The sequence below is a fragment of the Cobetia sp. Ld8 genome, assembly GCF_045066615.1.
Lineage (GTDB): Bacteria > Pseudomonadota > Gammaproteobacteria > Pseudomonadales > Halomonadaceae > Cobetia > Cobetia amphilecti.
In genome coordinates this window covers 1-16,472 of record NZ_JBISHF010000007.1, presented here as the reverse complement: position 1 = coordinate 16,472, position 16,472 = coordinate 1, and the positions used below count along the sequence as shown (strand labels likewise).

The 16,472-nt window shown below is 60.3% G+C and carries 15 protein-coding genes and 3 tRNA genes; 7 read left to right on the top strand and 11 right to left on the bottom strand.

Annotation, left to right across the window (positions count from 1 at the left end):
• Positions 1-25 precede the first annotated feature (25 nt).
• A complete protein-coding gene (locus ACJJV2_RS05035; RefSeq protein WP_405278686.1) occupies positions 26-1,042 on the top strand; it encodes an IS30 family transposase in 1,017 nt (338 codons plus the stop codon).
• Positions 1,043-1,347: 305 nt separating this feature from the next.
• On the opposite strand, the gene ACJJV2_RS05030 is transcribed toward ACJJV2_RS05035, so the two are convergent.
• The 6 genes from ACJJV2_RS05030 to ACJJV2_RS05005 all read right to left on the bottom strand — a co-directional run bounded on the left by ACJJV2_RS05030 (position 1,348) and on the right by ACJJV2_RS05005 (position 6,594).
• Positions 1,348-2,358, bottom strand: coding sequence for a hypothetical protein (locus ACJJV2_RS05030; protein WP_405278684.1), 1,011 nt, complete (start codon positions 2,356-2,358; stop codon positions 1,348-1,350).
• Positions 2,359-2,454: 96 nt separating this feature from the next.
• The gene (gene ung, locus ACJJV2_RS05025; RefSeq protein ID WP_405278682.1) at positions 2,455-3,165 is read right to left on the bottom strand and encodes a uracil-DNA glycosylase; all 711 of its coding nucleotides are present in this window, start codon (positions 3,163-3,165) and stop codon (positions 2,455-2,457) included.
• A gap of 1 nt (position 3,166) precedes the next feature.
• On the bottom strand, positions 3,167-3,664 hold the full coding sequence (gpt, locus tag ACJJV2_RS05020) for a xanthine phosphoribosyltransferase (protein ID WP_043335607.1): 498 nt from the start codon (positions 3,662-3,664) through the stop codon (positions 3,167-3,169).
• 171 nt (positions 3,665-3,835) lie between these two features.
• Positions 3,836-4,381, bottom strand: a complete 546-nt coding sequence (locus tag ACJJV2_RS05015; RefSeq protein ID WP_043335609.1) for an adenine phosphoribosyltransferase — start codon at positions 4,379-4,381, stop codon at positions 3,836-3,838.
• Complete coding sequence (locus ACJJV2_RS05010) at positions 4,381-5,682, bottom strand: NCS2 family permease (RefSeq protein ID WP_192837612.1); 1,302 nt, start codon at positions 5,680-5,682, stop codon at positions 4,381-4,383. The genes ACJJV2_RS05015 and ACJJV2_RS05010 overlap by 1 nt, the downstream gene beginning before the upstream one ends.
• A 300-nt stretch (positions 5,683-5,982) precedes the next feature.
• The gene (locus ACJJV2_RS05005) at positions 5,983-6,594 is read right to left on the bottom strand and encodes a riboflavin synthase subunit alpha (RefSeq protein WP_405280672.1); all 612 of its coding nucleotides are present in this window, start codon (positions 6,592-6,594) and stop codon (positions 5,983-5,985) included.
• Between the two features lie 742 nt (positions 6,595-7,336).
• Here ACJJV2_RS05005 and ACJJV2_RS05000 point away from each other — a divergent pair.
• The 5 genes from ACJJV2_RS05000 (at position 7,337) to ACJJV2_RS04980 (ending at position 11,914) form a co-directional block, all read left to right on the top strand.
• The gene (locus ACJJV2_RS05000) at positions 7,337-8,380 is read left to right on the top strand and encodes a methionine ABC transporter ATP-binding protein (protein ID WP_405278679.1); all 1,044 of its coding nucleotides are present in this window, start codon (positions 7,337-7,339) and stop codon (positions 8,378-8,380) included.
• A complete protein-coding gene (locus ACJJV2_RS04995; protein ID WP_107336314.1) occupies positions 8,361-9,014 on the top strand; it encodes a methionine ABC transporter permease in 654 nt (217 codons plus the stop codon). Before ACJJV2_RS05000 ends, ACJJV2_RS04995 begins: the two co-directional genes overlap by 20 nt.
• Positions 9,015-9,174: 160 nt before the next feature.
• Positions 9,175-9,993, top strand: coding sequence for a MetQ/NlpA family ABC transporter substrate-binding protein (locus tag ACJJV2_RS04990; RefSeq protein WP_405280669.1), 819 nt, complete (start codon positions 9,175-9,177; stop codon positions 9,991-9,993).
• Between the two features lie 218 nt (positions 9,994-10,211).
• Positions 10,212-10,700, top strand: coding sequence for a GAF domain-containing protein (locus ACJJV2_RS04985; RefSeq protein ID WP_107336313.1), 489 nt, complete (start codon positions 10,212-10,214; stop codon positions 10,698-10,700).
• A 164-nt stretch (positions 10,701-10,864) separates the two neighbouring features.
• Positions 10,865-11,914: an alpha/beta hydrolase gene (locus ACJJV2_RS04980; RefSeq protein WP_405278676.1), complete on the top strand. Its 1,050-nt coding sequence runs from the start codon at positions 10,865-10,867 to the stop codon at positions 11,912-11,914.
• A gap of 114 nt (positions 11,915-12,028) precedes the next feature.
• On the opposite strand, the gene ACJJV2_RS04975 is transcribed toward ACJJV2_RS04980, so the two are convergent.
• The 5 genes from ACJJV2_RS04975 to glpK all read right to left on the bottom strand — a co-directional run bounded on the left by ACJJV2_RS04975 (position 12,029) and on the right by glpK (position 15,032).
• Positions 12,029-12,105: transfer RNA gene (locus ACJJV2_RS04975), tRNA-Val, on the bottom strand.
• Between the two features lie 50 nt (positions 12,106-12,155).
• Positions 12,156-12,232 (bottom strand) — tRNA-Val (locus ACJJV2_RS04970).
• A gap of 37 nt (positions 12,233-12,269) precedes the next feature.
• Positions 12,270-12,346 (bottom strand) — tRNA-Val (locus ACJJV2_RS04965).
• 428 nt (positions 12,347-12,774) lie between these two features.
• Complete coding sequence (locus ACJJV2_RS04960; protein WP_052384798.1) at positions 12,775-13,497, bottom strand: MIP/aquaporin family protein; 723 nt, start codon at positions 13,495-13,497, stop codon at positions 12,775-12,777.
• Positions 13,498-13,499: 2 nt separating this feature from the next.
• Positions 13,500-15,032, bottom strand: a complete 1,533-nt coding sequence (gene glpK / locus ACJJV2_RS04955) for a glycerol kinase GlpK (protein ID WP_052384799.1) — start codon at positions 15,030-15,032, stop codon at positions 13,500-13,502.
• Positions 15,033-15,502: 470 nt separating this feature from the next.
• Between glpK and ACJJV2_RS04950 the strand changes: the two genes are divergently transcribed.
• The gene (locus ACJJV2_RS04950) at positions 15,503-16,294 is read left to right on the top strand and encodes a DeoR/GlpR family transcriptional regulator (protein WP_405278673.1); all 792 of its coding nucleotides are present in this window, start codon (positions 15,503-15,505) and stop codon (positions 16,292-16,294) included.
• Positions 16,295-16,472: the final 178 nt, after the last annotated feature.

Below are 16,472 nucleotides of genomic sequence, written 5' to 3'. Positions count from 1 at the left end.
AGTTTCCCTGTAAGGTATTGCGCTCATGTCATACTCAGAACTCAGCATTACTGATCGTGCCACTATCCAGGTTTGTCTCTCTCAAGGCCTGAGCCTCCGAGCCATTGCTCGATGTCTGAGTCGTTCTCCCTCCACTATCAGCCGCGAAATTCGCCGAAATAGTGAGCCGAACAACGACTACCGAGCTGAACGCGCGCAAACGTCGCGACTCAAACGTCGGCGTTTTTGCCGGCCCAAGCGAAAGCTTGCCATCGGTAGTGAGCGGTTCAGGCTTGTCGAGTACCTTCTTCGCCGCTACTTGTCTCCTGAGCAGATCGCCGGCAAGCTTCGACACATGAATTTACCCAAGCTTGAAGACGCCTACGTCTGTCGCGAGACGATTTACACCGCCATCTATGCGCTGCCGGTTGGGCAACTGCGCAAAGAGCTCATCCATTGCCTGCGGCAAGGCAAAAGTACGCGTAAGCCTCGGCGTGGTGAGACGGACCGGCGAGGTCAGATCCCCGACATGGTCAGCATTCACCTTCGTCCGCCCGAGGTGGACAAGCGCGAGATGCCTGGGCATTGGGAAGGCGATCTAATCAAGGGCAAAGGCAATGCCTCAGCGATTGGCACTCTTGTAGAGCTCAGTAGCGGATACTTGATACTGGCAAAGATGCATGATGCGACTGCGACATCAGCCGTAGAGGGCTTCAGTGCCGCGCTGAACAGAATGCCATTGGCAGCACGAAAAACCCTGACGTATGACCAAGGACGGGGGATGGCCAGGCATGCCGCTATCACGCAGAACACAGGCGTCGCTATCTACTTCTGTGACCCCCATAGCCCTTGGCAAAGAGGCAGCAACGAGAATATCAATGGGCTGATTCGCCAGTATCTTCCTAAGGGAACGGATCTGTCACTGACCAGTCAGGAAGAGCTGGATGCCATTGCCTTCGAGCTGAATATTCGGCCTCGAAAACGCTTTGACTTCAAATGCCCTATCGAGGTGATGAATGAACTGATGGCAAAGCACAATGAAGCACCACCCTCAATTCAATAGGGTGTTGCACTCAGAGCCTGCATCCGCCCCCTCTTGGGATTATATTTTTCCAACAACATTGGAATGAATGTATGACCAAAAGATCCAGTACCACCTGTGACCAAAATCGATGCATTATCGAACATGCCCTGCCGCCCTCAACGAAAACTGAATTTATAGAAAACTCTAACACATAGAAGCCATTGAATCCACTCAAGAACTTCACCACAAATTTGCCGCATGAAAAATCTGCAACGCCAATTATATGGGTAAAAAACCTGCTTCATTTCATACACCAATAACCGTACACCTGATCACACTCAGTCTTAAATCCGATCATGCTTATTGAAGTCCAAGCCCACTACATCAATACCGGCTTGACGGTACTCCTTATAAATATTACTTATTGCGCTTGAAGATTCTGCACGCAACACAGCAGAGGGAACTTCAAAAGAAACCACAGACTCAAAATCGAAAAGCTTGTCGAGGCTAAGAAGTGCACTTGTGAAAGCTCCAGCAATCCCCCAAGGCAAGTAATCCAGCTTCAACAAGTATAGTTCCGCTGGCAAGCCGAGAGGGTTGACAGGAATATTGAGTTGACTCTCAATCAATTCAAGCTTACCGAGTGTATCAGCCCTGTGTGGTATATACTTTATTTTTTTCCCGCGTTCCTCAAAATATAGCTTGGCCTTACTGATAAGCACAAGCTCATCCTCCAACGACATGATACCAGCTTCACTATACTTGGCACCAAAATAAAAAACGGCATCCACGTCAGTTGCCTTACTCCGACTTTCCGCCCTCAAAGCCCTGTAATCATTATGTACTGAACTCCCATCACCCGAGCTACTGACAAACGAACTAAAGATAATCGGCTGCACATAATCATCACCGGAAAGCCACCCCAACTTCTTTTTGCGATGGAATAAACCTTTATCTATATATTTTTCCTTCGCCTCTATGACACCTACCCCATCATCGGTCAGATAGACACTTTCTGGCAATAACTTTATCTTGAGATCATGCATCCATTCACTTTTAAAGTCACCCATACATACTACACTTGCACGCCCCTCACATGCCTTGATGATCTTATATTTGACAAATCTTTTTTTAACCCATGAAAACTGCTTGACTCTGCACAGAAAAGACACCTCAGTGCATTCAGGCCAATCCAAAGCTTCAATTGTTTTCTTGAGCTGATAATCATGAGTTTTTTTCTTTCTCTCGCCCGAATACTTCACTACGAGCAAAACCCTCTCACCAGAAAACTTCTGCTTAAACAATTCGTAACATGAAATCACCTGCAGGGGTGATTCAGCGAGAAAAAGCACCATTTTGGCTTCCTTTCACAAACTACAATCGCCTCTTAGCTTGGGCAAAGAGAATAAGAACACTATAGAGCAAAGCAACTTGAAACTTTTTCTCAGCCTCTAGGTCGATACCGGCAACTGCCAGTCGATCGGCTTTTTCCCACGCGCTTCCAGCCAGGCGTTGGCTTGCGAGAAGTGGCGAGAGCCGAAGAAACCGCGGTGCGCTGCGAGGGGAGATGGGTGCGGCGCGTGGAGCACCAGGTGCTTCTGGGTGTCCACAGCGCGGGCCTTCTTCTGGGCATGACTGCCCCAGAGCAGGAAGACGACACCCTGACAGTGCTGATTGATCACGTCGATGGCGCGGTCGGTGAATTGCTCCCACCCCTGCTTCTGATGCGAGGCGGCCTTGCCCTGCTCGACGGTCAGCACGCTGTTGAGCAGCAAGACGCCCTGCTTCGCCCAGCTTTCAAGGAAGCCGTGATCGACGGGTTCGACGCCGACATCGGCGGCCAGTTCCTTGTAGATGTTCTTCAGCGAAGGCGGCGGGCGTACGCCGGGGCGTACCGAGAAGCACAGTCCATGCGCCTGGCCCGGGCCGTGATAGGGGTCCTGCCCGAGGATCACGACCTTGACGTTGGAGAGCGGCGTCAGCCAGAAGGCACGGAACCAGTCATCGGAATGCGGATAGATGACCTTGCCGGCATCTTTCTCGGCGCGCAGAAAGTCGCGCAGGCGCTGCATATAGTCAGCCTGAAACTCTTGGCCAAGATGCGCCTGCCAATCGGCAGGCAACACCTCGGAGCGGCCAGTCGCGGCAGTCTCCAACGGCATGTCAGCTATCGCTCTCTTGCTTCTTGAGCTGCTCGGCGATCGGCTCGACGTAGGCGATACCCATGTCCCACGGGAACTGGATCCAGCAGTTCTGCGGCACTTCGGTGATGAAGCCATCGACCAGCGGGCGACCTTCCGGCTTGGCATAGACAGTCACGAAGTGCGCCTTGGGCAGCATGTCACGCACCGCACGTGCGGTGTTGCCGGTGTCGACCAGGTCATCGACCAGCAGCCAGCCGTCACCGTCGTGGTCGACGCCCTTGACCACTTCCAGACCACCCTGCTCCATGTGGTCGTGATAGCTCTTGATGCACACGGTATCGATGTGGCGGATACCCAGCTCGCGGGCGATCAGGCCAGCCGGAATCAGGCCACCGCGGGTGATGGCGATGATGCCCTTGAAATCGCGACCGCTGAGGTCGTGACATAGCGCGCGCACATCACGGTGCAGCTGGTCCCAGGAGACGATGAAGTGGTCGTGGTAGCGTTCGGAAGACATGTGGGTCACTCGCAATGACGAAACAGAAGGAAAGCATGGTGGCTGGCGCGCCACCGCACAAGGGGAAGATCCACTCAGCCACGCCAGAGCGCGGACAAGGGCCTCAGATTCGCTGCCCGCAGCAACGACGATGGCCCTGCCAGAAGACAGGGCCATCGCGTCAAGCCGGCATTACTCGGATTCGGTGAAGCTGCACGCCGCGAAGACACTGTGGCCTTCTTCACGAATGCGCGCGGAGCCGCCGATTTCCGGCAGGTCGATGATGGCTGCCGTCTCGACGACCACACCACCGGTGCGCTCGATCAGCTTGCAGGCCGCCAGCATGGTGCCGCCGGTGGCGATCAGGTCATCCATCACCAGGATGCGATCGCCTTCGCGGAAGGCATCGGAGTGCAGCTCGACGGTGGACTCACCATATTCCAGCGAGTAGGTCTCGCTGATGGTCTTGAACGGCAGCTTGCCCTTCTTGCGCACCGGCACGAAGCTGCAGCCCAGCTCGTAGGCCAGCGGAGCACCGATGATGAAGCCACGCGCATCGATGGCGGCGATGGCGTCGATTTCCATCTCCTGATAGCGGTGCACGAAGGAGTCGATCAGCTTGCGGAACGCGGCGGAGTTCTGCAGCACCGGCGTGATGTCACGGAAGTTGACGCCTTCCTGGGGCCAGTCCGGCACGGTGCGGATGACAGACTTGATGTAGTCGCTGTAGATGCTCATTAGAGGGCTCCGTCGAGGAACAGGTATTTGCAGGCGAACAGGATGGCGAGAATCACCAGCCCCGGGCTCAGATCACGATAACGGCCGGAGAACAGCTTGATCACGGCGTAGCTGATGAAGCCCAGCGCGATCCCGTTGGCAATCGAGTAGGTCAGCGGCATCACCAGGGTGGCGATCACCACCGGTGCCGCTTCAGTAATGTCGTTCCAGTCGATGCGTGCCAGGCCGCCCGTCATCAGGCAGGCAACATACAGCAGCGCACCGGCAGTGGCGAAGGCCGGAATCGAGGTCGCCAGCGGTGACAGGAACAGGCTGACGAGGAACAGGCCGGCCACGACCACGGCCGTCAGGCCGGTACGTCCGCCGGCGGCCACGCCAGTGGCAGATTCGATGTAGCTGGTCACATTCGAGGTGCCCATGACAGAGCCGACCATGGTGGCACTGGAGTCGGCCATCAAGGCCCGCCCCAGGCGCGGCAGGTGGCCACGCTCATTGGTCAGGCCAGCCTGCTGGGAGACGGCGATCAGCGTGCCCGAGGTGTCGAACAGATCGACGAACAGGAAGGCGAAGATGATCGACACCATGCCCAGATTGAAGGCGCCGGCGATATCGAGCTCCGCCAATGTCGGCAGCATGCTCGGCGGCATCGAGGCAAAGCCGTGGAAGTCGTTGTTGCCGGTCAGGGTCGCCAGCAGCGTGACGAGCAGTATGCCGATCATCACCGCACCGATCACCTTCCGATACGACAGTGCGACGATCAAAAAGAACGAGAGCAATGCATACATGGCCGCCGGCGAGGACAGATCGCCCAGCGTGACCAGCGTGCCCGGGGCGTCGACGACGATGCCGCTGCCCTGCAGGGCGATGATCGCCATGAACAGGCCGATGCCCGCGGCGATACCGGTCTTCAGCGAGGCGGGAATGGCATTGATGATCCACTCGCGAATCTTGAAGGCGGACAGCAGGAAGAAGCTCACCCCGGACAGGAAGACCGCGCCCAGCGCGACCTGCCAGGGCACGCCCATCTGGCCGGCGACCGTATAGGTGAAGAAGGCCGTCAGCCCCATGCCCGGTGCCAGCGCGATCGGGTAGTTGGCGTAGAGGCCCATGACCAGACAGCCGATGGCGGCCGCCAGACAGGTCGCGACGAACACGGCACCGTGATCCATGCCGGTGGAGGCCAGCATCGAGGGAGCCACGAAGATGATATAGGCCATCGCGAGGAAGGAGGTAAATCCTGCGATGACTTCGGTACGCACATTGGTACCGTGCTCGGAGAGCTTGAAAAGACGTTCCAGCATTGAGGTAGCCCCTATCCTTGAGCAGTGCCTGTCCGGCAAGGCGCAGTGGTCGGTGATTGTCAGAATCAGCAGATCAAGACGAACTCGCTCGGACAGGTATGCCGCACAGGGCGTCGGATGAAGCTTTTCCCCTGTTCAGCCTGCCTGAACCACGATGCCCCGCCAGCGGCAGGGCATCGAAAGGCGCAACATGGTACCCAAAGGTCTGCAGCGAATCGAGCATTCCCGGCATATTTCCTGACCAGTCAGACGAGTTCTGGCGTCATGCCAGTGAGTTGATCCGCTGCAGACCTGCAAGCCTCATGCCAGACGGGAGGCCATGACCCGCTCGACGGTCTCGACAATGGCCTGGGTCTGCGGGTCGACTTCAAGGTTGACCTGATCACCGACGGTGCGCACGCCCATCAGGGTGCGCTCGAGCGTCTCGGGAATCAGATTGACGCAGAAGCGTGTGCCCTGCACCTCACCGATCGTCAGGCTGACACCGTCAAGTCCCACATAGCCCTTGTCGAACAGAAAACGCATCAGCTCGGCCGGCGCCTGGAACCAGATACGACGATTGTCAGCGGTGGCCTCGATGGCATCGATGGTCACCATCGCCATCACGTGCCCGGACATCGAGTGCCCACCGATCTCGTCGCCGAAGCGTGCCGCTCGCTCCACGTTCACGATGCTGCCCACCTCGAGTTCGCCCAGATTGGTCAGGCGCAGCGTCTCACGCATCAGGTCAAAGCTGGCCAGCTGACCCTCAAGCGCCGTCACGGTCAGACAGCAACCGTTATGGGCCACCGAGGCCCCCAGCTCCAGCCCCGCCTCCAGCCCCGCCGGCAACCGGACCTGATGCGTGCGAAAGTCAGTGCGCTCTTCAATGGCCACCACTTCCGCCATGCCTTGTACGATACCCGTGAACATGCGTGATCTTTCCTTGCACTGCTGCTTCTTGCTGTCGAGAAGCCGTGAATAAGGGACGGCATGCAGCAGCGAGATGACCGGCATGCCCAGCCGAAATCCTAGCATGGTGGACTAGCCGTCGACATGCTGGCGTTGCCGCCCGTGGGAGTGCGCGCCGTTGCCGCCCTCGCCACCCGCCTCTCGCCTCTCGCCTCTCGCCTCTCGCCTCTCGCCTCTCGCCTCTCGCCTCTCGCCTCTCGCCTCTCGCCACAGATGAGCACAGCTGCCACCGCGAACGCAGAGTCGCCAGAGCGGGCCGCAACTCATTCCCGACTGACCGTCAAGACAGGCAAGCCGTCGATGCCTGTTGAAACCCGCGCCACGACAAGACTCTTGTAAGAAATGGCTTACAGAGCGTATCGCCAAATTGCCATATCGAACGACAGTTCGATTAAACGTCCAGCGCAAGACCAAAGTCGTTGACACCCCCAAGGTGACTGATAGAATGCGCCTCAAATCTGTTTGGCGCCGATTTGTACCCGGATTGCGGGCGCCCACCACGAGAGCTGGTCTCACGGGGTGCAAGTTCTGCTAAAAGGGTGTGTCCAGCGTTGATGGCCACCCGTCTTGGGTGGTCTTTTTTCTCCCCACTGGATCGCTCCCCTCTTCGCTGTCTGCCATGTGCGCAGACGCCGGCAGAACGTTCTGTCCTCTACAGACCTTCGCCCGCAATCCGGTTGGTGCCTTAACCACTCGGACCCCCATGATCACACTCAAGAACGTCTCCAAGACTTACGGCAGTGGTGACAAGGCCGTGGTCGCGCTCAAGGATGCCAGCCTCACGGTTCCTCAGGGCGCCATTACCGGTGTCATCGGCCTGTCCGGTGCCGGCAAGTCGACCCTCATTCGCTGCGTCAATCTGCTCGAACGCCCCACTGCCGGTAGCGTCGTCGTCGATGGCCAGGAACTGACCGAGCTCGACGAGTCCGCCCTGCGCAGCGCTCGTCACCAGATCGGCATGATCTTCCAGCACTTCAATCTGCTCTCCTCACGCACAGTCTTCGCCAATGTGGCATTGCCGCTGGAGCTGGCTGGCATCTCGAAGGACGAGATCAGAAAGCGCGTCGAGCCATTGCTGGAGCTGACCGGCCTGAGCGACAAGGCCGACCAGTATCCTGCCCAGCTGTCCGGCGGCCAGAAACAGCGTGTGGCCATCGCCCGCGCGCTGGCCAGCCGCCCCAAGGTGCTGCTGTGTGATGAGGCCACCTCGGCGCTCGACCCGCAGACCACCGCCTCCATCCTTGAGCTGCTCAAGGACATCAACACCAAGCTGGGCCTGACGATCCTGCTGATCACCCACGAGATGGAAGTGGTCAAGAGCATCTGTGATCAGGTCGCCCTGATCAGCGGCGGTGAACTGGTGGAAGTGGCCTCGGTGGGCGATTTCTTCACCGCACCGCAGACCCGCCTGGGCCGCGAGTTCCTCAATGACTTCCTGGAACTTGAGCCGCCACGCGCGCTGGTGGAGCGCCTCGAAGCCACCGCAGGCCCGCATACCCACCCAGTGGTGCGCCTGGCCTTCAGCGGCGACGCCGTCTCCACTCCGCTGATCTCGCGACTGGCGCGTGAATGCCAGGTGGATGTCAGCATCCTGCAGGCCAAGGTGGAATCCATTCAGGACCGCACACTGGGCCTGATGATCGCCGAACTGATGGGCGACAGCCGCCAGACACAGCAAGCGCTCGATTATCTCGAATCCCACGACCTGAAAGTGGAGGTGCTCGGTCATGTCACCCGCACTGCTTGAACTCGTCCTGTCCTCCACCCTCGAGACGCTGTACATGGTCGCGGTGGCAGGCCTGATCTCCGCGGCACTCGGCATTCCACTGGGCGTGGCACTCTACACCTCGCGCCCCGGCCAGATTCTCGCGCGCCCGGCACTCAACAGCGTGTTGAGCATCATCACCAACATCGGTCGCTCGGTGCCGTTCATCATCCTGATGGTGGCGATCATCCCGCTGACGCGCCTGATCGCGGGCAGCTCCATCGGCACCAACGCCGCCATCGTGCCGCTGACCATCGCCTCGATTCCCTTCGTCGCCCGCCTGATCGAAGGCGCGCTGAATGAAGTCGGCCCGGGGCTGGTCGAAGCCGCACAGGCCATGGGCGCCACGCCGATGCAGATCATCACCAAGGTGCTGCTGCCGGAAGCACGCGGCGGCATCATCAATGGCCTGACCATCACCGTGGTGACGCTGATCAGCTATTCCGCCATGGCCGGCACCGTCGGTGGCGGTGGCCTGGGGGATCTCGGCATTCGCTACGGCTACAACCGCTTCGACCCGATGGTGATGCTGGTGACCGTGGTCATCCTCGTCGTCATGGTGCAGGGCTTCCAGAGCCTGGGCGACCATCTGGTGCGCAAGTCGAACCACAAGTAAGCGTCGCTCCATGAGCGGCGACAGATCTACAAGTGGCGATCGATCTACAAATCACACGGCTTTCGGTATCGTGACGGCTCATCACAATGAGCCGTCACTCATAACATCCCGCGGACCCCGCCGGTCACGTCGGATCACAAGGAGAACATCGATGCGCAACATGCTGACCACGCTTTCTTCCCCGCTGCGCCTTGCCGGTGCTGCCACCCTGCTCGGCGCCACCCTGCTGGCAGGCTGCGGCAACGACGCGTCCGACGAGAACACCCTCAAGATGGGTACCGTCGCAGGTCCGGAAACCGAAGTGATGAAGGTCGCGGCCGAGATCGCCAAGGAAAAGTACGACCTGAACGTCGAGATCACCGAGTTCACCGACTACGTGTCTCCGAACGCCGCGCTGGCCGATGGCTCTCTGGATGCCAACGCCTACCAGCACCAGCCATACATGGAATCCATGGTGCGTGAGCGTGGCTACAAGTTCGCCAGCGCCGGCAAGACCTTCGTGTACCCGATCGGAGCCTACTCCGAGAAGTACGGAGACATCAGCGAACTGCCGGACGGCGCGACCATCGCCCTGCCGAACGATCCGTCCAACGAAGGCCGCTCCCTGATCCTGATGCACGACCTGGGCATGATCGAGCTGACCGACAAGAGCAACCTCGAAGCGACCCCGATCGACGTCGCCAAGAACCCGCATGACTACCAGTTCAAGGAAATCGAGGCTGCCCAGCTGCCGCGTATCCTGCCGGACGTCGACCTGGCCTTCATCAACAACACCTTCGCCCAGCCGGCTGGCTTGAAGCCGGAAGACGCGCTGATCCGTGAAGGCGCCGAATCTCCGTACGTCAACCTGATCGTCGTGCGTCAGGGCGATGAAGACAGCGAGAAGGTGCAGAAGCTGGTCAAGGCCTACCAGACGCCGGAAGTCGAAGCCAAGGCGGAAGAGCTGTTCAAGGGTGCGGCGGTGCCGGGCTGGAAGTAAGCCTCACCCCATGTCACTGACAGACGCCTGAACGCAAAGCGCCGACCACTGGTCGGCGCTTTTGCATCCGGTGGATGACTCATCTCATCACGCATCTCATCACGCCCAGATGCCGGCGCAGCGCGAGAAGACACACGCGCAGGACACGCTTGAAACAGGCGACCCGCGACCGCATTCTTGCGCCATCTCGCCACCTTACCTATCCCTCAGGAGCCCTCATGGCCACTCGCCCCGACTATTCACTGCTGGCCCGCCAGCTGGATGCCATCCTCGATACCCGCGACTGGCTGACCAATGCCTCCCAGACGGCTGCCTTCGTCAACATGACGGTGGAGAACCTCAACTGGGCAGGCTTCTACGTGCAACGTCAGCCGCAGGTCCTGCACCTGGGGCCGTTCCAGGGTCAGCCGGCCTGCCACCCGATTCCCTTCACCAAGGGCGTGTGTGGCGCCGCCGCTACCGAGCGCACCACCCAGCGCGTCGCGGACGTGCACGCCTTCCCGGGCCATATCGCCTGTGACGCCGCCTCGCGCAGCGAGCTGGTCATCCCGGTGCTCATCGAGCAGGACGGTCAGCAAGTGCTGTGGGGTGTGCTGGACCTGGACAGCCCGAGCCCCGAGCGCTTCGACGAAGAGGATCAGGCCGGCATCGAGCGCCTGGTCGAGATCTTCATCGCCTCCAGCGACTTCGACAGCGTTCCTGCCTGACAAACTGAGCGCCCGCCTGACAGGCAGCCTGAACGTCAGCATCACGCTCTGCCGCCCGCCGCGCCACTCGCACGGCGGGCGGCTTGCGTTGTGGCCTGTCAGGCCTTGCACAGCCCCGTGCGAGATGACAGGTTAAGAGCTCTCGCCCCCGACAGGAGCCAAACATGTCATCCCGGTCGCCATCTCATCCCTCGTCGCACTCTACTTCGCCCTCCACATCATCCTCTACAGCGCCCTCCTCCCCGGATTCGCCGCCCCCACACGCGGAGGCCTCGCTGCAAAATCACGACGATGCGCATGCCGGCCTTGAGCGAGTCATCAAGCATCTTGAGCGTATCAAGGCCTTCACAGCGCGCACCGGCAATGACCTCGGCGCCAAGCGCACCCTGCTTGAGGCCTACTTCGCTGCCGACGCCAGCATTCTCGACACCGGCGTGACACCGCGTCTCGCGATGGTACCGGGTGGCGAGGGAGAGCGTGTCTGTGAGGTATTGCCGGCACCCGATGACGCACCAGCGCGCCCGCGTCGCCTGCTGTATGTGCATGGCGGCAGCTGGATCGCAGGCTCGCCTGCCGGCCATCGCCCTCTGGCCAGCCGCCTGGGGCGAGCGGCACGCGCCGAGACCTACACCCTGGATTACCGCCTCGCGCCCGAGGCCGCCTTCCCGGCCGGCCTGCAGGATGTGCTGGCCGCGTGGCGCTGGCTGTGTGACGAATACCCGCAGGACCACCTGCTGCTGGCCGGTGACAGTGCGGGCGGCAACCTCACGCTGGCGGCCCTGAATGCGCTCAAGAGCGCAGGTGAGCGGCTGCCGGATGCGGTGATCGCCTTCTCGCCCGCCACGGACCTCAGCTGGGGCAGCGCCTCGCTGTCGCGCAAGGCCGAGGTGGACCCGATCCTCGATCCCAACCTGCTGCCCTTCGTGAGCATGGCCTATGTGCAGGACGGCACCGACATGAGCGATCCGCGCATCTCACCACTGGAGGGAAACCTGTTTGACCTGCCTCCGACGCTGATCCAGTGCGGCGAGGCGGAGATCCTGCTCGATGACAGCCGTCGCTATGCTACTCAGGCGCAGGACTGCGGCTCGCCCGTCACCCTGAGCCTGTGGCCGGACATGCCGCATGTGTTCGTCGGCTTCGCCCCGCTGCTGAGCGCAGCCAATGCCGCCCTCAAGGAAGCACGCGAATTCCTCGACGAGACGCTTGCCTGAGCGGCGCCTTTCTCGCCAGATGTCACGCACCGGTCACACGCCTGGCCCACGGCAGATTTTCATGACACGCACACGAAAACGCCCGACTCGATGAGCCGGGCGTTTTCTGGAATCTGGTAGGACCAGGCGGATTTGAACCGCCGACCTCCACGATGTCAACGTGGCGCTCTAACCAACTGAGCTATGGTCCTGAAGTGTGGCAGATGACACAGGAACACTTGAAACATACCGTGGAACGGCTTGGTAGGACCAGGCGGATTTGAACCGCCGACCTCCACGATGTCAACGTGGCGCTCTAACCAACTGAGCTATGGTCCTGAATCAAGTGGCGCGATGTTGCCATCAGTGCCGATGCTGGTAGGACCAGGCGGATTTGAACCGCCGACCTCCACGATGTCAACGTGGCGCTCTAACCAACTGAGCTATGGTCCTATGTCAGCATGCTGAAATGCGAAGCAGTGTGATGCGAAGTGCTTTGCCCTGTCAGCGAGGACGTATTCTACGCAACTCCCGTTTTGATGCAACCCCCTGATGATAAAAAATTTTCTCGCCATTCCGCCTTGCCATGGCTGGGTAAAAAATCTGGCACGTATCGGCCGCGCGCGAGGCACGCAAGCGAGGCACGTCATGACGTCAGTCCACATCTTGATGACCTCCGCCACTTGCCCCCTGTCAGTCGCCTACCACCACCTCTCGCCCGCACGAACGCGCCCCATGACGATGGAGTGGTGCTATCGCCGGGGGATGGCGAGAAAAGGGGGAGACCCGAAATGACTTCGCCCCGTCGAGGGACGGGGCGAAGTCAGGCTACAGTGCCACAGGTGCAGGGGGCTGCTCCAGCGGATTGCGGCAAGGATTTGTTACAGCAGCAGATGCCACATCGAGGCCGCGATCAAGGCACCCGCCAGGGGGCCGGCGATCGGCACCCAGGCATACCCCCAGCCGGAGGCGCCCTTGCCGTGGATCGGCAACAAGGAGTGCGCGATACGCGGGCCCAGATCACGTGCCGGGTTGATGGCATAGCCGGTCGCGCCACCCAGCGAGAGGCCGATGGCCCATACCAGCATGCCGACCAGATACGGCAGCAGGCCGGCGCTGATGGTGCCGGAACCGACGATGGCGCCGATACCGAAGATCAGCACCACGGTCCCGATCACTTCGCTGAGCATGTTGCCCAGACGACACTCGACTGCCGGGTCAGTGCAGAACACCGCCCGCTTGAGGCCAGCATCGCTGGTGCGCTTCCAGTGCGGCAGATAGGCCAGCCACACCATCACGGCACCGGCGAAACAACCGAGCATCTGCGCGATGACATGCCGCGCCACATCCATGAGGGTGGCATGCACCCCGAGCAGATACTTGGCCAGCGTCACCGCCGGATTGAGGTCCGCCTGGGGCGAGCCGGTCGAGACGGCCACGAACACCCCGATCATCACGGCAAAACCCCAGCCGGTGGTAATCACGATCCAGCCGGAACCATTGCCCTTGGTGTCAGACAACACCACATTGGCGACCACGCCACCGCCGAACAGGATAAGGAACAGACAGCCGAGAAATTCGCCTGTCATGACATCGGTCCACATGCTCAGTGGCCTCCGTCGCTTTTCACTCTTTCCACCGCTTCCAGCCAGCCGGCGTAGAGGCGCTCACGCTGCTCTTCCGCCATTTCCGGCGCGAAGGTACGCTCGCAATGCCACAGCTCGCTGATCTCATCCAGGCTTTCATACCAGCCGATATGCAGGCCGGCCAGATACGCGACGCCCAGCGCCGTGGTTTCCAGCACGCGCGGACGATCCACCTTCACGCCCAGCATGTCAGACAGGAACTGCATCACCCAGTTGTTGCTGACCATGCCGCCATCCACGCGCAGATTCGCGCAGTTGATGGCCACGTCATCCAGCATGCACTCCTGCAGGTCACGCGTCTGATAGCACACCGACTGCAGGCCGGCCGCCACGATATCGGTGATGCCGGTGCCACGGGTCAGCCCCAGAATCGCGCCACGCGCCTGCGGGTCCCAGTGCGGTGCTCCCAGGCCGGTGAAGGCCGGCACCATGTAGACACCGTGGTCGGCCTTGGCCGCACGCGCCAGCGGTTCGGTCTCGGAGGCATCGGAAAACAGCTTCAGGCCATCACGCAGCCACTGCACGGTTGCGCCCGCCACGAAGATGCTACCTTCCATGGCATAGGTCGGCTTGCCATTGAGGCGATAGCCCACCGTGGTCAGCAGACGATTGCGGGACAGCTCCATCTTCTCGCCGGTGTTCATGATCATGAAGCAGCCAGTGCCATAGGTGCTCTTGCTCATGCCGGGCGTGAAGCAGGCCTGACCGACCAGCGCCGCCTGCTGATCGCCGGCCACGCCGCGAATCGGCATCGCCGCACCGAACAGCTGCGGGTCGGTGGTGCCGAAATCATCACTGGAATCCAGCACTTCCGGCAGCAGGCTTTCCGGGATACCGAACAGCTCCAGCAACTCGCTGTCCCAGCACTGATCGACGATGTTGAACAGGCAAGTACGCGAGGCGTTGGTGGCATCGGTGACGTGACGCTTGCCAGCGGTCAGCTTCCAGATCAGGTAGCTGTCGACGGTACCGAAGGCCAGCTCGCCCTTCTCGGCGCGTGCGCGAACGCCCTCGACATTCTCGAGAATCCAGCGCAGCTTGGTCGCGGAGAAATACGGGTCGATCAGCAGACCGGTCTTCTGCTGGATCATGTCACCATGACCGGCATCGGAAAGCTCACGGCAGTACTCGTGGGTGCGGCGGTCCTGCCAGACGATGGCGTTGTAGACCGGCACGCCGGTCTCGCGGTCCCAGACGATGGTGGTCTCACGCTGGTTGGTGATCCCGATGGCGGCCACCTGCTCGGCGCCGACATTGGTGTTGATCAGCGACTGACGCACGGTGCGCTTCACCGACCCCCAGATATCATCGACGTTGTGCTCGACCCACCCGCTGTCCGGGAAATGCTGCGGGAATTCTTCCTGGGCCAGGCCTGTCACCGTCCCTTCACGATCGAACAGGATGGCGCGGGAGCTGGTGGTACCCTGGTCGATCGCGAGAATGCGCGTGGGTCCATCGACGCGAGAGTCTTTCTCTGGCTTGGGGCTAGACATTATGACTGTCCTTGGCTTCGAGGCTGCTTCTGAGAGTACACGTCAGCGGAGACTGCGGTACTTCACTATATTGGCTCGGGTATCATGTGAGGGCGACAGGAGAAAGCGGGTTGGCTTTGTCCTCTTCGCGCTTGGCAGGCGCAGCGAGAACACTTCCTCTTGAACCATCACAACCGAACACGAAATGTTCGTCTTCGAATATCGCTGCAAACGTTAGCGCCAAATGCGCGCTATCACAAACGTATTACCAATCAATATCATTGTACCTTGGTCTCATACCCAATGCGCCGACATGGCCTGTTGCAGCTTCGCAACACCTTGACGCCATTCGTCAAATTGCACTGACGCCCCCCTGTTGGATTAGGATGTACCCTCACTGGACGACCCCACTCCCCAACGGCAACCGTGATGCGCGCTTCCTGACATGAAGTGAACTCACGATCCGCAGCCGCTGACAACAAGAGAGCAGGATGATGCAGCCAAAGCGCCATCGCGCCATTGTCGAACTGATCACGCGTCAGGGATATGCCTCCATCGAGCAGCTGGCCAGTCACTTCGAGGTCACGCCGCAGACCATTCGTCGCGACCTCAATCAGCTGTCCGAGGCCGGTGCGCTCAAGCGCGTGCACGGGGGCGCGGGGCTTGAGTCCAGTACCGTCAGCACCGCCTACAGCACCCGCAAGACATTGAACCTGGACGCCAAGCGGCGCATGGCGGCGGCCCTGGCCAGGCAGATTCCTGACCACGCCTCGCTGTTCATCAACATCGGCACCAGCAACGAGATGGTGGCCGAGGCGCTGTGTGATCACCACGGGCTTGAAGTCATCACCAACAACCTGAACGTGGCGGCCATCCTCCAGCACAAGGAGGATTTCAATGTCATCGTGGCCGGCGGCATGGTGCGTTCCCGCGATGGCGGCATCATCGGCGAGGCCACCATCGACTTCATCAACCAGTTCAAGGTCGACTTCGGGATTATCGGCATCAGCGGCATCGATGAAGATGGCTCGCTGCTGGAATTCGACTATCAGGAAGTGCGTGTCGCCCAGGCGATCATCCACAACTCACGCCAGGTCTTCCTGATCGCGGATCACTCCAAGTTCCAGCGCAATGCGGTCGTGCGCCAGGGCAACCTGAGCCAGCTCGATGCGCTCTTCACCGACATCCAGCCCCCGGAAAGTATCCTGACCCTGATGCGTCAGCACGAGGTCGCGCTGCATGTCGCCGGTGACGAGTCGCCGGGTGAGACTGGCGACGCTTGAGCTCCAGGCCGCGCCACCCAACCCACTAGTCGCCTCACCAACAAGTCATCGCGCAATCAGGTCATCGCGCAATCAGGTCATCGCGCAATCAGGGCCAGGCAATACGCCGACGTGCAGCCTGGCCCGGCTCTCGGCCCCTTATCCCTCGCCCCCTTTTCCTTCTTGCCCCCTTTCCTTC

What these genes read in the sequence shown, in the direction of transcription:
- ACJJV2_RS04985 (WP_107336313.1), top strand. Translation starts at nt 10,212, where the DNA reads ATGGCCACTCGCCCCGACTATTCACTGCTGGCCCGCCAGCTGGATGCC.
- gpt (WP_043335607.1), bottom strand. Translation starts at nt 3,664, where the DNA reads ATGTCTTCCGAACGCTACCACGACCACTTCATCGTCTCCTGGGACCAG.
- ACJJV2_RS04995 (WP_107336314.1), top strand. Translation starts at nt 8,361, where the DNA reads ATGTCACCCGCACTGCTTGAACTCGTCCTGTCCTCCACCCTCGAGACG.
- ACJJV2_RS04980 (WP_405278676.1), top strand. Translation starts at nt 10,865, where the DNA reads ATGTCATCCCGGTCGCCATCTCATCCCTCGTCGCACTCTACTTCGCCC.
- ACJJV2_RS04990 (WP_405280669.1), top strand. Translation starts at nt 9,175, where the DNA reads ATGCTGACCACGCTTTCTTCCCCGCTGCGCCTTGCCGGTGCTGCCACC.
- ACJJV2_RS05000 (WP_405278679.1), top strand. Translation starts at nt 7,337, where the DNA reads ATGATCACACTCAAGAACGTCTCCAAGACTTACGGCAGTGGTGACAAG.
- ACJJV2_RS04960 (WP_052384798.1), bottom strand. Translation starts at nt 13,497, where the DNA reads ATGTGGACCGATGTCATGACAGGCGAATTTCTCGGCTGTCTGTTCCTT.
- ACJJV2_RS05005 (WP_405280672.1), bottom strand. Translation starts at nt 6,594, where the DNA reads ATGTTCACGGGTATCGTACAAGGCATGGCGGAAGTGGTGGCCATTGAA.
- ung (WP_405278682.1), bottom strand. Translation starts at nt 3,165, where the DNA reads ATGCCGTTGGAGACTGCCGCGACTGGCCGCTCCGAGGTGTTGCCTGCC.
- glpK (WP_052384799.1), bottom strand. Translation starts at nt 15,032, where the DNA reads ATGTCTAGCCCCAAGCCAGAGAAAGACTCTCGCGTCGATGGACCCACG.
- ACJJV2_RS05015 (WP_043335609.1), bottom strand. Translation starts at nt 4,381, where the DNA reads ATGAGCATCTACAGCGACTACATCAAGTCTGTCATCCGCACCGTGCCG.
- ACJJV2_RS04950 (WP_405278673.1), top strand. Translation starts at nt 15,503, where the DNA reads ATGATGCAGCCAAAGCGCCATCGCGCCATTGTCGAACTGATCACGCGT.
- ACJJV2_RS05030 (WP_405278684.1), bottom strand. Translation starts at nt 2,358, where the DNA reads ATGGTGCTTTTTCTCGCTGAATCACCCCTGCAGGTGATTTCATGTTAC.
- ACJJV2_RS05010 (WP_192837612.1), bottom strand. Translation starts at nt 5,682, where the DNA reads ATGCTGGAACGTCTTTTCAAGCTCTCCGAGCACGGTACCAATGTGCGT.
- ACJJV2_RS05035 (WP_405278686.1), top strand. Translation starts at nt 26, where the DNA reads ATGTCATACTCAGAACTCAGCATTACTGATCGTGCCACTATCCAGGTT.